Consider the following 14,863-nt stretch of genomic DNA (forward strand, 5'->3'; position numbering starts at 1 on the left):
TTATAGAACGGTACCGCATGGTCATGGGTGTCTGAGAACAATCTTGCGTCTATCTGCGCAATAGGCCGATCGCCCGCGAGGGTGCATTTCATCATATACCTCAACCCACCGCGTTGTGTGTTAACTCTTTCGTAACATGGTATCGTAAGCTGAAATGTGAGGACCCGGAACGGGAGAATCACCGAATCTTTCACAGAAGCACGAGGAGCGATAACGCGACTAACAATTGTTTGATTGGGGGTGACGGCGCAGGTCAAATTGCAAGCCAAGCGTCTAGCAATTTCGGTCTAGATAGCAGGTCTCTCCTAAGAAATACGCCTCAATGTGCTGGCGATCATCTCTTCGAAATCTGCTTCAACTGGACGCCTCCTCCCCGACCTTCCAAAACCGGTGAAGTAGTTTTGGTAACCTAGCAACTCAGCGAGCTGACCGCGTGCATCGTTCAACGAGCTTGGATGCCAATCATATTGGTTAACCCTGACCAAGTTGCCGGTTTCGAGTGGGACAGCGCTCGGCAGCAAAGCAACGCCGTTGTCTATGTTAGGCAAAAGCCTTGTTGCCTTGCCGGCTGTGTGACAAACTTACGGGCAGTGCGCCGAGTTTGTGAAAGCTTTCGGCTTGGTTTATCTTATAAGCAAAAAACTTGAAGATTAACCCCATTAGTAGACAAGATAACGGAGAAGTGGCCGCAATATTCTGATGAAGGTACTCATCCTAACCAATCATCTTGTTCACTTCGGTGGCTCTGAAATTGTAGCTTTGGAAACAGCTATCGAATTTCGTAGAGCTGGTTGCGAAGTATTGATTGCGGCGGGATATATTGGAGAGCCGATGCAATCCCACGTAAACCAAACGGGTTTGCCGTTTGTATTGGTGGACGATTGCCCAAGTCCCTGTGAATTCGAATTCATATGGTCGCAGCATCAGCTCCTTTCCTACCTCATCTTTAAACATGGTGTTGAGAGCATACAGAAGTGCTACATCGCGTCGATCTGTCTATCGGCTTACCATCCGTTGGAAGTGCCTGCTGCGATAGCCAATGCTTCCGATATACTGTTAGCAAATAGTCCGGAAACCGCTGCAAGGCTGCGAGAGTTAGGAATAACCAAACGGCTGATAAGAGTATTTTACAATGCTGCACCCGATGAGTTTATGCAATCTCGCGTAAGGCCAAAAGACCTTCGTCGTATGTTGATTATATCTAATCATGTTCCCAGCGAAGTACTGGATGCAGCAGAACTTCTTAAAAACATGGGTTTTCAGGTTGATCACATCGGAGAGCCTGAATATGCTCAAAGATTAACACCTAATGTTCTTGGTCGCTACGATGCGGTGATCACCATTGGAAAATCAGTTCAGTATTCGTTGTTTTCGGAAGTTCCAATTTATGTATACGACAGATTTGGCGGTCCAGGTTGGTTGAGTCTAGAGAACTTTCAGGAGGCAGAGTACTTTAATTTTTCCGGCCGCTGTTGTCGACGAAAGTTAAGCGCTCCACAAATTGCTGATGAGATTATCAGGGGGTACTTTTCCGCAGCCAGCGCAATTTTACAACTGAAGCAGGAGAACGCCGAAAAGTATATGCTCGGCAAGTTGGTGTCCGAACTGTTGGCGCTTTCCGCGAAAAAAGGACAACGTAAACTCGATAATGAACTTATCAGCTTGCTCAAACGTGAAGGTGCATTAAATGGAGAATTAATAAATCATTTGCGTCTCACTTATCAGCAATCAAGGCTTATTCTTCAGAACGAGTGCAATCTATCGCGTCTGGAAGAACAGTCGCTTACAAGACAGAAGCAAATTGAGAACCTCGAGAACATTGTGAGTCGTCTCACTGAAAAATTGGAAAATCTGGAAGCAGATAATGCGGTTTTGCATCAGAACCGCGAAATTGACTACAGAATCTGCTCAGAAATTTCCCAAGAGTTGATCGAAGCGCGATTGGCGGTCGAACTCATGAGGAAGAGCTCCTCATGGAGGTTAACAAAACCACTTCGCGCATTGAGGAAGACGTTATCCCGCCTCCTACCCATTTAACGGATCAGTTCACCGTACTGAAGTCGTAGATCTTCAGCTTGTTCTGCGAATGTGACGATATGGGGATTTACTAGGGGAGGCTTCGTGGAAAACTCTTCTATAATTTCCTTCATTGCTTCAATAAGATACTTCGGGTTTTTTGCCATGGGGATGACCGTGCCGTTTACGCCGTCATTAATATCTTCGATCGCTCCGCCCGCTTCTGTCGTAATCACCCACTTCCCCCGTATTTGAGCTTCTCTTACAGTCAACCCAAAACTTTCCATGGCCTGCGTGGGAAACAAGAGGACATCAATCGTCGAAAAGAAGTCATCGATTGTTTCCTGCTTATAAGCAGGTACGACGTCCACCTTGTCATGGTTGATAAACTCTGATTTATCTATTGACCGATACCCGAGGTTAAGAGCGTTATCTACGACAGCTAAGCGTATGTCATACGCCGAGGACAGCTCGTTGAAGGCCTTCACGACCATATCCCAGCCTTTGATCTCTGTCTTGCCGCCGACATATCCGAATGTTAGTGGACGGGGATCCGAATTCAAATTCCTGTTAGGTTCGCGCACACCATTTTTGTTTAGTGTGATTTTCTCGGAGTCGACACCGTTCGCAATATAAATATTCCTAATGTATTGGCTTGGAGCGAGTATCCTGATTGCATTGTTCAACGCGAGTCTGCTCATCTCACGGCGGTAAATTTCGAATTTCGCATCGCTTACGCAGACCGAACAAATTACAGGGTCAAGTCGCCTTTGCTGACAAAACTCGTTACGATCATTAACCATGAATTGTCGACCGCAAAGCCACCATGTATCATGTACAGTGATTGTGTAGGGTACACCTGTTTCACGGCATGCCTCGGGCAGTGCTAAACCCAACCCTTGGATGGAATGAAGATGAACTAAGTCCGGGTCTGTCGCTTCTAAAATATTTCTAAATATTTTTAGCATTTTTCTATCGTAGAGCATATCGACGTTCGACCTGTATATTGGCGTTTTAATCGCTATGACCTCAGCGCCTAAAGCTTTATACCTCTTCAGAGAGTAATCAGGGCCATCTATTTCCTGATCTATGGTAAGAACGAAGTGTTCAATACCTTCATCATTTGAAAGGCGAGAAATCATCTGCTCGGCAATTATGGTCGCACCACCGAAAGATCTAGGATAAAAATATATGTTGGCGGAGAGTATTCTTTTCTTCTTTTTCTCCACCAAAAGGTGACTCACTGCCGGTAGTAACTGTCGACGAGCTATTCTGAATGGACTGTAGTTTCGATAAACGAATTTATAAGCGTTTTTGGCAACTTCAATTCTTTTTTCTTCATTGTCGACCAACTCGAGAAGCGAACCCTCCCATTCCTCAAATGTCCGAGCGAGATACCCGTTTTCACCGTGCTGTATCGCATTCTCGAATGGAGAAGTTGGAGTGCAAACCGAAGCCAAGCCTAGTACTGAAGCCTCTAAGTACTTGATGTTACTCTTCGCCTCATTAAATTCCGACGCCTCCAAGGGGGCTATCGAAATATCCGCCATCGACAGTTTCCGCAGGTAACTCTTGAAATCAGCAGCGGGATAGCGAACAAATTGGGATGACGTCTCCAACTCCTTACTAACAGTAAGGTCTCCCATTACGATGAACCGTGCATTTGCTCGCTTCGCTAGGACTGATATTATTGCAGGCTCAGCCTCTTTGAAATCAATGTCATGTGTCTTTGTCCCAGAACCATACATGATATCAACAGTATTCTTCGTCTGTTTAACTAATTTCTTTTCGCGACGTAGGCCTTTAGCAATTTCGACGGTTTGCTTATCAAGTGCATTTTCCACTACCCAAGTGGTTTTCTCACGGGACATTATTTCCTGTAACTTTTCCGTGGAAGCTATGCCGAAGTCCGACGCAGACAGACAACTTCCATAGAGCTCTGCGCCTTCCAATAACCCTTTGACTATTTCAACCGGGAGCGCCTGCATATTAGTGTTAGATTTGTATAATTCTGCGTCGAAGATGAGATCGTCTACTTCCCAAAATGTAGGTATATCGAGTCTTTTTACTTCACTATAAATTTTTTGTACGCTTGGGTAAAACGGTACACGATAGAATATCGCCATGGCACTAATTTGCAGGGAAGAAAGGCAATCTGCGGTCTGTCGCCAATCAATTATGTCGACCGTCATACCCAACATCCGAAGCATGTCTGCCTTCTGCGCAACGCGGTATTTGAAGCATTGTGGCAACGTCGATTCGCAGATTAGGGTGACATTGTTTCCAAATAAAGAATTCGCTTTTGGGTGCGATTCTGGCTCTTCGTATGCTTGCGCCGGATTCACGATAGACGTTTTCCGTATCTTAGATGTATATCGCATCCCCAAGTAGGCGGACGTCTTTGATAGGGCAGCGACGATGCCGTCCCGTTTCAGCTTACTCATGAAGGCCACGCTAAGATTTCGCAATCCTCGAGTCGGAATGCCCATTTTTATCAGAGTGGAGTTCACGCCCCGTAATGGCTTTGTCAGTCGCCAAGAAAGAGAATTTTGCACTAAAGAGAGTTGTCGAGCGGTGGCGTCAAACTGAAGAGCGAGTTGCGCTGTTTCTGCGGAGCCGTTGTTAACAAGTCGTAGTTCCTCGACTAGCCTCTTGTGCAAAGAGTGTAACGATGTGTCCGCGGATATGACCATTGTAGTAGTTCTACCTTGATGAAAATTGAAGGAGCGTTAATTATCTTTATCGGGCTTCTTGGTCAATAAAAACGCTGGCACCACCCCGGGGAAATCTAATGAATCTGGTGGCTAGCGCTCTTCTTCGAAGTCCCGCTGGCAGTTCGATAATCATTACCCATACGATAGGCGAGTTTTTTTTGATGACAAGTTGTTTCATTGATGGCTCAACTTCTCATTCGCTCATCGTCCTTTGCTGAGTTGACGTGCGCTGATGTGCAACCCGAATTTGGGCAACGGAGAACAGGAATTTTCCGGGTTTAAGGCTCAAAACGGTCGGGTTTCCGTTGAGCTATTTAAGCGCCATTGGCACCTTATTGCTAATGGCGCTATGTGGATGGAATTCGTTACGGTCTCTACGCTAATCCTCCATCTTAATGCGGGCGTCGTCAAGGCTCGTGAACCAATGGGCGTTCATGCACTAGGCTCTGAACTCTCCATTGAAGCTCTCGATGTAGCTGTTATCTGTCGGCTTGCCGGGGCCGGGAGAAGTCGAGCACCATCCCCTTATGGTAAGCCCATAGATCCAGGTCACGAGAGATAAATTCGCTGCCATTATCCACACGAATCACCGCAGGATAACCGACCTGACGACATATACCTTCCAAGGTCTGCACCACATCCTCACCACGATAACTGAAGCGGGCATCAACTGCTGGCGAGAAGCGTGCGAATGTGTCAACCACCGTCAGGATGCGGATCTTCCGTCCAGTCGCCAATTGATCATGGACAAAATCCATTGCCCAAACATGGTTGGAATAGGTCGCATCTGTGCGATCAGAGCGAAGCTTCGCCTTCACACGTCGTTTGGGAACCTTGTTCCGCAGCTGAAGTCCCATCTCCTTGTAAAGACGATAGATTCGCTTCGGATTAACGGGCCAGCCGTCACGCTTGAGAGGCACATGCACGCGCCGATACCTATAGCGAACCCGTGTCTGACAGATGTCCTTGATCCTAAGCTTCAGTTCAGCCTGCTCGCCGCCCTTTGACTTGTAGACATAAAGTGACCGATCAATCTTGAGCACCGAACAGGCGCGTCGTACCGAGACTTTCCAATCCGACTTAATAGTGTCGACAAGCGCCCGCCTGCGTGCAGGCTTCAGAGCTTTTTTGCCAAAACATCCTGAACCATGGCCTTGTCCAGAGACAGATCAGCAACGATCCGTTTCAGCTTGGCATTCTCCTCCTCGAGCTGCCGTAACAGCTTCATCTCGGCTGGTATCAGACCCGCATATTTCTTGCGCCAGTTATAAAACGTGGCGTCTGAAATACCTGCCTTCCGAAAAACCTCACCAATCGGCGTGCCATCATCTGCCTGCTTCAAAACGAATGCAATCTGCGCTTCTAAAAACTTCGATGTCTTCATGGAACTCTCCTTCTCCCAGATAAGGGATCATAAGTGGAAAATTTCAGTTCTGAATGGCCTAATTTAACGGGAGCACGTCAGCGAAGATAGTACACGAGGTCCCACCGAAAGGGGATCGTCGATCTTAAGTATCTCATCGCTGGTAAAAGAGCATGGGATGGTGGGATAATCCCTCGGAACGAGAATTCACGGCAAGTCTAACCAGTTGCAGGCTAAGACGATCTGCATCTTCAGATCCCTCTAGGCAAAAGGCGAAAAGTTAACAATTATGTCAAAACCGTGTTGCATTTTCTGGTGCGCAGGTTAAACCCAACCGCTTACACTGTACATCCAGTGCAATGCGGGGAATCGATGTCTGCCGAAATGGAACGCCACTTCTTCATTGACCATCTACGGGTGGCGTCGATCATTATGGTGATGATCTCGCATACCGTATATTCGCTTGAGAGTGGTGGAGTATCTGGCGGCATTTTATATTACCTTCACACCACTATTGGTCAATATGGCGTAAGTATATTCATTATAATTTCCGGATTTCTGGCAGCGAACGCTCTATCTAAGTTTTCAACTAGCCAGTTCTACATAAATCGAATCACTGGATTGCTTCCACCGATTTGGGTTGCCTTCGTGTTTTCTGGATGTATAGCTCTAGTTTTCAAACATATTTTCGGCCTCACGACATATTCAAACTTTTTCAAACTAATCACAGACGAGCCTATTAACTTTGGCCATCTATTGGCAACCATCGTAGGATTTGATGGCTATCTCTGGGTTTCCAAGCTCGAAATGCGTGGATACCTCACCGTCGGTGAATGGTTCACCGGCTTCATAATCATTTTCCTTGCTATCGCTCCCCTATGTAGCGCGACCATAAAAAAATTCGGACTTGTAGCTGTAATCGGTGGGTTATGTCTAAGTTTCATTAGCTACCATTCTGATCAGATAAACGGAATCTTTAGTTGGATATCGCCATCCACAAATAAAGCGATGAACCCAGCAACAAGAATTTTCGAGTTCATGTTTGGTATATACTTGTACAATGGATATTCGACCGAACGTTTTCGTCGTTACATTGTTTTAACATCGTGCATTTATGTGGCGACATTAATTGTCTTCTACATAATCAACGGATTGAATGTAATGACACTAGGTTTTACTGCGTACTTGTTTGCAGCGGCAACTGTTGTCATATACTACGAGATATCCCGCATCTGGCATTCCGAGACCATTAACAAAGCGATTTCTCGTCTGGCCCCTTTTTCTTTTGTGGCGATCCTTATACATCGGCGATTCATGGATACCGCCGTAGGAACAATGCCAATCAAAGAATTCAACGAAATTGGCTACTTCGCGCTGTTCGTTGTAGTCATCTTCTCTAGTTTCAAATCGGCCCAATGGGTTGTGCCGATTTCAAGATTTATATCCTCTCTTCTCAAGAGCACTATACATAAATCTTTCTGCTTCGAACAGAACAGTGACGTCAAACGCGTACAGACTGTTACATAGATAGAAAAATGGAGGGCCGCATCTTCGGGGCCATTGCAACAATGCAGATGCAAAGAAATTGGAGAAAGTTGTCAGCACAAGCTGCACAAATAGCTGATGGGATTAATGAGCGAACTGGAGATGATAATCTTTGACAGCGTGATTTTTTCCCTCGCGGTGTTTACAATACTAGCGGGTTTAGTGGGATCTTAACGACCCTCAAAAGAAGTAACGATACCTATCTCGAGGACAATATGAATAAGAATAGGCGGCAAATTTAAGATCCTTTTTTTCTAGTTCCGCTCGAATTCACCTATTTGTTTTCCAAAAAAAATTGAGTCAGACCTGTCATGAACCTTTACTTACCCGACAATGACCCTCTTCTTTCAGAGCTTCGTAATTATTCGCAGTCTACTATACGCTTTTTCCCACATTCCGGCAATTTGGGCGACGGGCTCATCACATATGCCACCATGCAATTGCTCGACCACTTTGGAATAAACTACACTACACATCGGCAGGATGAGCGGTTTGACGGCGAGATAATCTTCGTCGGCGGCGGTGGCAATATGGTCGAGGGTAGATACGAAGACGTAGCTAAGCTGATTTGGGAACATCGAGAAACTAACCGAGTAATATTACTCCCGCAATCTATTGTCGGATATGATGATATCATAAAGGAAACCCACAACAATCTCACTGTTTTTTGTCGGGAAAAGCTTTCATTCGATCATTGCTCTGCAGCCGGTGGTCGCAATGATCGAATCCATTTATGTCAAGATGCTGCCCTGTACCTCAACTCCAAACATTTCAAACAGGCGAAAGCGGTCGGAAGTGGTCGCCTAAGCGCAATGAGGACAGATGGAGAGTCGCTGGGAGGCGAGCGCGATCAGAACAATATAGACGTATCGCTGGCTTGGAATGGCGATGTTTGGACAACACCTGCGTTCGTAAAAGCCGCTGTTTTGTCGATGGCCGAATTTGTCTCCCAGTACAAGGAAGTTAAAACTGATCGTTTACACGTGGCAATCATGTCAGCTTTGCTTGGCCGAGAAGTCGCTATGCACCCAAACAATTATTTTAAGAACCAAGCCGTGTTCGATCATTCGCTTAAAGAGCGATTTAATAATGTAGTTTTTGAGGAACGAGAAGCCTCTCCAGCCGGAGCCAGAGCGTTAGCGAAAGCACCGACAATTGATGCCCAAAGCGTTCAAAGAAAACTGGATCGAGAGAGAGATCTGCACAACTCGACCCGGCGAAAATCTAGAATTAAGATACAGCAGCTAACCGATCAGTATAATTCGGACACCAATCTCTTGAAGACAGAATTGTCTTCTTTGAAGAACGATATCCAGCATCTTAAAAGCCAAGCGAATGACAGCGCGCCGCCAGGTAATGCTTTACTAGAGGCTGAGCTTTCTTCGCTTCGTGAAAAATTGAAAGCTTTCCAGTCATCGAAGAGTTGGCGATACACGAAGCTTTTCCGCAAAATTCGTTCATTCTTTTGACATCCACGGTCGTCTATCAAATGTTAACATTAGCAGCAAAACGTCTCCGGTCTCTCCCCATCTTTCAACCGGATTGGTACGTAAAGCAAAACCCTGATATTGTCGGCATAGATCCAGCCATTCATGTTGTTTACCACGGCGCCAAGGAAGGGCGTTGTATTTTCGATCCAATTAAAATTGCGACAAGCATTTCGGGCATACCGGTAACAGAACCTATAAACGGCTTTGGCAAAAGGCTCGGATCGGTAGATGTATACGTCTCCTCCATTGGTAATATCTTCATGGATGAGATTGCCAGAGGGGTCTGTGATGCGATCAATTTATGTAATGTGAAGGTTAATCTCAAGAGCGAATTGGATGGAGATTATTTAAATCCGAAACCCAAAATTGTCGTTGCTCCGCACGAGTTTTTTCTATTAAACGCCGGCCGGGAATACTTCAATCCCACTTTCATGAAGAATTGTATCGCATACAATACTGAACAGCTACAGACCCAGTGGTTTTCCTCGGCTCTTCCAGAAATGCTGAGTTCAGCTGCAATTATAGATATATGCTATCAGAGCGCATCGATTTTTCGTTCGGCTAACATGCGGACGCTCCATTGGGAGCCGGCAATCAAACCAACCACTGTGGATCTTGCTTCTATTGAGGAACATCCTCTTCTCAAGGCGGTGCCAAACATCCACGACAAGGTAGACTGGCAAGACCGCCCCATAGATCTATCGTTTTTTGGCGCGCAAAGCCCTCGGCGTGAAAAGGCTTTTGGTAGAATTGCACCGAGAATCGCTGGCCTTAACTCGTTTATTTATTATAGACGCAGGTCTACCCCTTTGACCTCTGGGTTTGATAGGAGCTTAACTGAAGTAGCTGAAACAATTGCGCAAAAATCCAAGATATATCTCAACATACACCGAGATGTGATGCCATATTTTGAGTGGCATCGAATTGCTCGACAGGGCATCGGAAATGATTGTGTAGTCATCAGTGATCATTGCCTTGAGCATCCTCTCTACAAGCCTGGGATCCACTATATTCAGGTTAATGCTCGTCACGTTGGAGATGCGGTTGACTGGGTTCTAAACGACCACGATGGTCAGCGACGGGCTGCAACCATCCGTAGAGCCAATCGGACTTTGTTGAATAACAACAAGTTCGAGCATTCGAATGCTGAAACCCTTGTGGACTTCATCGCAGAGAACACCGATGCTTAACCGAATTTATCGCTCAAAGTACAATGTGCAATTTGATCATGTTTCTCGCGCGTCAAATGACGACACCATTACCGTTGCAGTGAGTCTTTACAATTACGAGAGAGAGTTGGTGGATTGTCTGGAATCCATTAAAAATCAGACATACCCAAACCTTTCACTTATCATCGTCGACGATTGTTCTCAAAAGGACAATTCGCTTGAGCAGGCCGTTTCGTGGGTAAAATGCAACAGTGAAAAGTTTGTGAGAGCCACTGTTGTTCGTCACGAATTTAATCAGGGACTTGCACAAGCCAGGAACACTGCATTTGCTGTCAGCGATAGCCGCGCGCTATTTATCATGGACGCGGACAACATGATCTATCCACGAGCAATAGAAGTTCTTGCGCCTTGGGTATTAGAGGAAGGATATGCAGCAGCCTACACTCAACTCGAGTTTTTCGGGGATGTGTCAGGACTTGGACACGCCGACTACTGGTCACCTGACTTTTTTCGAGAGAACAATTATGTTGATGCGATGGCACTCATCTCTAGCTCAGCCTGGCAGGCCGTGCGCGGTTATACCCATATGGAAGGTGGCTGGGAAGACTATGACTTCTGGTGCAAGTTCGTGGATAACGGGCTAGAATCTATTTTTGTTCCTCAGATTCTTTGTCGCTACAGAGTACATGGAACTTCCATGTTGAGGACCGATACGGTGAATAATCAGAATGACCTCATCGTAGAAATGCGAATGCGACATCCTTGGCTCACTGTGGGCAGTTGAACGATGTTATGGGAGTGATCTGCCTCCGGCTGGGGGGATGTGTTATAAGTATTACAGCGTTAGTTCGGGCATGTGGCGCTGAGCTGGCTGTGCCCATTGGCCGGAGGAAAGAAGCTGCTCCTCGTGTGGCCCTACGGAATAACTCAGTCACCATGGGAATCCCTTATTTTTAATGGGCCCATGGTGTAGACGCTGATGGTCAGGCTGTCCTGAAACGGCGCGTGATGCGCAATCAACTGCTGCAGGTCACCGAGGCTATGCCACTTTGCCTGATCGGGATCGAAGCTTGCACCGGTGCCTTTCACCGGTAGCTGCTTTTGCGGCTCAAGGGCATACTGTGAAGAAAATAGCACCGCAGTATGTGAAGCCGTTTTAAAGGACCAGAAGAATGACGGCAACAATTCTCAGGCACTATGTATTGCCGTTCAACAGCCACATATGCGTTTCCTGCCGAAGAAATAGATCATCCAGCAGGACATTCAGGGCCTCCACAGGGCTCGGCAGAGGTTGGTCAATCATCGTGTCGCCCTAATCTCTCAGATGCGGGCCGTGCTTCAGCACACTGGTGAATAACGAGCCAATCCTTGAGAGGATGCGAATTGCAGGTTGAAGGTTGAAATGGAATGAACGGTCGAACCAGCACATACGGAACCTGTATTCTATAATGGCCGACAAGGTCTTCCATTTGTTGAGGCGTATGCGCGCGGATACCCCATTTGGACGCTTCGAAAATGATGACGCCGTATAGATGTTTGCAATCGACTCGCGTCAGACCGCTTCACCATCAAGCTTGCAAAGGGGAGCAGCCCATAGATGTAAAATGAAGTATTGCTCATTCCATGTTCGCGGAATCGCAAGAATTCGCGATTCGCTAAATCTGCTCTTCTTCATCAAAGAACTCCTCGATCAAAATGCCGAGAAAAGTTTATTTTCGAACCATGTTGATTGCGGGGGCTATTAACAGATGTCCGCGCGGGTAACATAGTCTGTTTTTCCAGGCAAAGCTGGCGCTCGCTGCGACCAGACGCGTGTGTAACTACCCCAGCAATTCGACGTACATGCCATTCAGACTAAACACTGGAAGGGCAACTCCTGGATTCCAGCTTTGCAAGCTAAGCTGGAAGCGGGAGTGATCGATTCGAAAATCGCCTCTTTAATACTACCATCCCGATGAGTAGGGGTCGGATTCATTCTGAAGCAAATACTCAGGGGAAGATCAAATACTGGTCCTTGTTACGCATGTTATTTCTAGTTGACGTCAGGTGGCAGGCATATTATCGCGATTTGGAATGAGTGTATACTGACGAATACTAGAATAGCTTGATTCCGTGGGTTCTATAAAAGGTAATAGCCGACCGGATAAAGACCTTAATGTGCCAAAATCCCTTCTTCGAGGCATTTCCGCCTGAGTGGATTACTTTGACACTGGGAACATAAGCTGTGTCGGCCAATTTACCAGATCTTAAAGAAAGATCAAAATCCTCAAAGTATAAAAAGAAATCATCATTGAAACCGTGTAAATCTATAAGTATTCTTGTTCTGAACATCATAAAACATCCGCTTACAATTGGCGAATTCCAGTAAATTTCGTCTTGGGTTTGAGTTTGCATTTCATAACGGGCCAGACGCGAAGAAAAAAGCGTGCGTATTCTAGCAGGTGCAAATCCCCTGAGTATTAAATCAAATACAGCCGGATAACGCTTGCAAAGATACTGTCTTTTTCCATCTGGCCAAGATGCATGGGGGCTTAATAAACCACAATTGTCGTTACTCTTCATAAATGCAAGGGCATTTACTAGAGCATCAGGAGCGAGTTGGATGTCCGGATTGAGTATAAGATGGAATTCGCCCATCTCTTTGTTAACAAGATTGTGTGCCCTCCCGAAACCAATATTGCCTTGCCCGTAGATCAGTTTGATTGGAAAATCTTCAAAATTGTGCTTGAGGAATGAGCTAACCTCATCGCTAGCGGAATTGTCAATGATGGTGACCGAAAATGATCCAATCGAGAATCCGTTCAATGCGACCTTCAGACTATTCAGGGTGTTCTCGAGTTCAATAAAATTCGGATTGTACGTAACAATTGAAATTGTCAGCAATGGCTGCTTATTGGTTTGTTGATCCGCGGTTGAAACAGTACTAGTCATTATTGAATGCTCAGTTCACTGGGTAGGGTTAGGTGGGAAATTTATCCCTGTGTTTTTGATGGGTCTGTACGCTGAGTAATTTAGTTATATCTCTGCGTTTATGCAGGTGTTGTCAAAACGAAGCCATCATGTTGGTCAATGATGTATCTACATGAAGGAAGCGAGGGATGTAAGATGTTAGAAAGTGAATTCGTATGAAGGGAATTATTCTCGCCGGTGGTAGTGGTACGAGATTGTATCCGCTGACAATTGCGGTTTCTAAGCAGATATTACCAATCTATGACAAACCTATGATCTATTACCCGCTCAGTGTTCTCATGCTGGCAGGAATTAGAGACATTCTGATTATCTCCACTCCACATGACCTGCCACTTTTTCAAAAGCTGCTTGGCGATGGAAGCGAATTCGGTATCAATTTTTCTTATGCTGAACAGGCACATCCTAACGGATTGGCTGAAGCGTTCATCATTGGTCGAGAATTCATCGGCGATGACAGTGTTGCTATGATCCTTGGTGACAATATCTACTTCGGAGATGGACTTTCAGAGCTATCGAAGCTTTCGTCGACTCCGATGAAAGGCGGTAGGGTTTTTGCTTATCGCGTGGATGATCCGCAGCGCTACGGTGTTGTTGAATTTGACAGTAAGACAGGTCAAGCAATCTCTATTGAGGAAAAGCCTGAGAAGCCAAAGTCGCACTGGGCCGTTACAGGTTTATATTTCTACGACAATCAGGTCGTCGACATTGCCCGGTCGATTAAACCCTCTGCTCGAGGTGAGTTAGAGATCACAACCGTCAATAATGTCTACCTGGAACGCGGTGAATTAAACGTTCAGCGGTTCGGACGTGGTTACGCTTGGTTGGATACAGGAACGCATGACAGTCTCCATGAGGCGTCTTCCTTCGTTCAAACCATCGAAAAGCGACAGGGTATTAAGATAGCTTGTCCCGAAGAAATCGGTTTGGATAAAGGCTGGCTCAACAGTGAAGCGGTCTTGGAGCGAGCGGCCAAGCTTGGCAAAACTGAATATGCGGCTTATCTGCGTCGGCGTGTTGATGAACTAGGAAAAGATTGATGGAAGTCCGCCCTTTAGACCTAGACGGTGTTTTTGAGATTGTCCCACGAAAGTTCGGAGATGATCGAGGATTCTTTTCAGAGACCTACAAGGTTTCAGCGCTGGCAGAGGCTGGTATTAATCTCAACTTCGTACAGGACAATCATTCGTTTTCAGCTGCGAAATCGGTGGTCAGAGGCCTGCATTATCAGCTTCCGCCGTTCGCACAGGATAAACTCGTCCGTGTCGTTCGTGGCGCAATCCTCGATGTGGCCGTCGATATCCGTAAAAGCTCACCTACTTTTGGAAAATGGGTTGCATTGGAGGTCTCGGCTGAAAAATGGAACCAGATTTTGGTGCCGAAAGGTTTCGCCCATGGTTTCATGACGCTCGTTGAGAACACTGAAGTTATTTATAAGGTGACTGATTATTATTCTCCCGAGCATGACCGCTCGATCAGATTTGATGACCCGGCTATTGGCATCGAGTGGCCACTTCCGACATCTAGCGTTCAGCTCTCCGATAAAGATCAAAAGGCGCCGCTTCTTGCCGATGCCGAAATATTTGCTTGAGGAAACGA

General features: G+C 46.1%; 10 protein-coding genes and 1 pseudogene. 7 read left to right on the forward strand and 4 right to left on the reverse strand.

What is annotated here, in order from left to right:
• Nucleotides 1–699: 699 nt before the first annotated feature.
• Nucleotides 700–2,037 carry a hypothetical protein gene (locus KMS41_11740; GenBank protein QWK79609.1) on the forward strand — a complete coding sequence of 446 codons (1,338 nt, stop codon included), beginning with the start codon at nt 700–702 and terminating at the stop codon, nt 2,035–2,037.
• On the opposite strand, the gene KMS41_11745 is transcribed toward KMS41_11740, so the two are convergent.
• Both KMS41_11745 and KMS41_11750 read right to left on the reverse strand, forming a co-directional pair.
• Nucleotides 2,034–4,460, reverse strand: coding sequence for a glycosyltransferase (locus tag KMS41_11745; protein ID QWK79610.1), 2,427 nt, complete (start codon nt 4,458–4,460; stop codon nt 2,034–2,036). The two genes, KMS41_11740 and KMS41_11745, sit on opposite strands and share 4 nt — an antisense overlap.
• Before the next feature lie 580 nt (nt 4,461–5,040).
• Nucleotides 5,041–6,114: pseudogene (locus KMS41_11750) on the reverse strand (IS3 family transposase).
• 351 nt (nt 6,115–6,465) lie between these two features.
• On the opposite strand from KMS41_11750, the gene KMS41_11755 reads away from it, so the two are divergent.
• From KMS41_11755 to KMS41_11770, 4 genes are all read left to right on the forward strand, one after another.
• Nucleotides 6,466–7,620: an acyltransferase family protein gene (locus KMS41_11755; GenBank protein ID QWK79611.1), complete on the forward strand. Its 1,155-nt coding sequence runs from the start codon at nt 6,466–6,468 to the stop codon at nt 7,618–7,620.
• A gap of 329 nt (nt 7,621–7,949) precedes the next feature.
• Nucleotides 7,950–9,107, forward strand: a complete 1,158-nt coding sequence (locus KMS41_11760) for a polysaccharide pyruvyl transferase family protein (GenBank protein ID QWK79612.1) — start codon at nt 7,950–7,952, stop codon at nt 9,105–9,107.
• A 20-nt stretch (nt 9,108–9,127) separates the two neighbouring features.
• Nucleotides 9,128–10,318 carry a hypothetical protein gene (locus KMS41_11765; protein QWK79613.1) on the forward strand — a complete coding sequence of 397 codons (1,191 nt, stop codon included), beginning with the start codon at nt 9,128–9,130 and terminating at the stop codon, nt 10,316–10,318.
• Complete coding sequence (locus tag KMS41_11770) at nt 10,311–11,081, forward strand: glycosyltransferase (GenBank protein ID QWK79614.1); 771 nt, start codon at nt 10,311–10,313, stop codon at nt 11,079–11,081. The genes KMS41_11765 and KMS41_11770 overlap by 8 nt, the downstream gene beginning before the upstream one ends.
• 143 nt (nt 11,082–11,224) lie before the next feature.
• On the opposite strand, the gene KMS41_11775 is transcribed toward KMS41_11770, so the two are convergent.
• Nucleotides 11,225–11,479, reverse strand: a complete 255-nt coding sequence (locus KMS41_11775; GenBank protein QWK79615.1) for a hypothetical protein — start codon at nt 11,477–11,479, stop codon at nt 11,225–11,227.
• A gap of 912 nt (nt 11,480–12,391) precedes the next feature.
• Nucleotides 12,392–13,228 (reverse strand): glycosyltransferase, encoded by an 837-nt coding sequence (locus KMS41_11780; protein QWK79616.1) that lies wholly within the window; start codon nt 13,226–13,228, stop codon nt 12,392–12,394.
• Nucleotides 13,229–13,422: 194 nt separating this feature from the next.
• On the opposite strand from KMS41_11780, the gene rfbA reads away from it, so the two are divergent.
• Together rfbA and rfbC are read left to right on the forward strand one after the other, a co-directional pair.
• Nucleotides 13,423–14,304 carry a glucose-1-phosphate thymidylyltransferase RfbA gene (rfbA, locus tag KMS41_11785; GenBank protein ID QWK79617.1) on the forward strand — a complete coding sequence of 294 codons (882 nt, stop codon included), beginning with the start codon at nt 13,423–13,425 and terminating at the stop codon, nt 14,302–14,304.
• Nucleotides 14,304–14,855 (forward strand): dTDP-4-dehydrorhamnose 3,5-epimerase, encoded by a 552-nt coding sequence (gene rfbC / locus KMS41_11790; GenBank protein QWK79618.1) that lies wholly within the window; start codon nt 14,304–14,306, stop codon nt 14,853–14,855. The genes rfbA and rfbC overlap by 1 nt, the downstream gene beginning before the upstream one ends.
• Nucleotides 14,856–14,863 lie beyond the last annotated feature (8 nt).

It is taken from the genome of Ochrobactrum sp. BTU1 (genome assembly GCA_018798825.1).
In the GTDB taxonomy this organism is placed as follows: Bacteria; Pseudomonadota; Alphaproteobacteria; order Rhizobiales; family Rhizobiaceae; genus Brucella.

Coding starts and splice junctions, on each gene's coding strand:
- KMS41_11740 (QWK79609.1), top strand. CDS start 700: ATGAAGGTACTCATCCTAACCAATCATCTTGTTCACTTCGGTGGCTCT.
- KMS41_11745 (QWK79610.1), bottom strand. CDS start 4,460: ATGAGTAAGCTGAAACGGGACGGCATCGTCGCTGCCCTATCAAAGACG.
- KMS41_11760 (QWK79612.1), top strand. CDS start 7,950: ATGAACCTTTACTTACCCGACAATGACCCTCTTCTTTCAGAGCTTCGT.
- rfbA (QWK79617.1), top strand. CDS start 13,423: ATGAAGGGAATTATTCTCGCCGGTGGTAGTGGTACGAGATTGTATCCG.
- KMS41_11770 (QWK79614.1), top strand. CDS start 10,311: ATGCTTAACCGAATTTATCGCTCAAAGTACAATGTGCAATTTGATCAT.
- KMS41_11780 (QWK79616.1), bottom strand. CDS start 13,228: ATGACTAGTACTGTTTCAACCGCGGATCAACAAACCAATAAGCAGCCA.
- KMS41_11765 (QWK79613.1), top strand. CDS start 9,128: ATGTTAACATTAGCAGCAAAACGTCTCCGGTCTCTCCCCATCTTTCAA.
- KMS41_11755 (QWK79611.1), top strand. CDS start 6,466: ATGTCTGCCGAAATGGAACGCCACTTCTTCATTGACCATCTACGGGTG.
- rfbC (QWK79618.1), top strand. CDS start 14,304: ATGGAAGTCCGCCCTTTAGACCTAGACGGTGTTTTTGAGATTGTCCCA.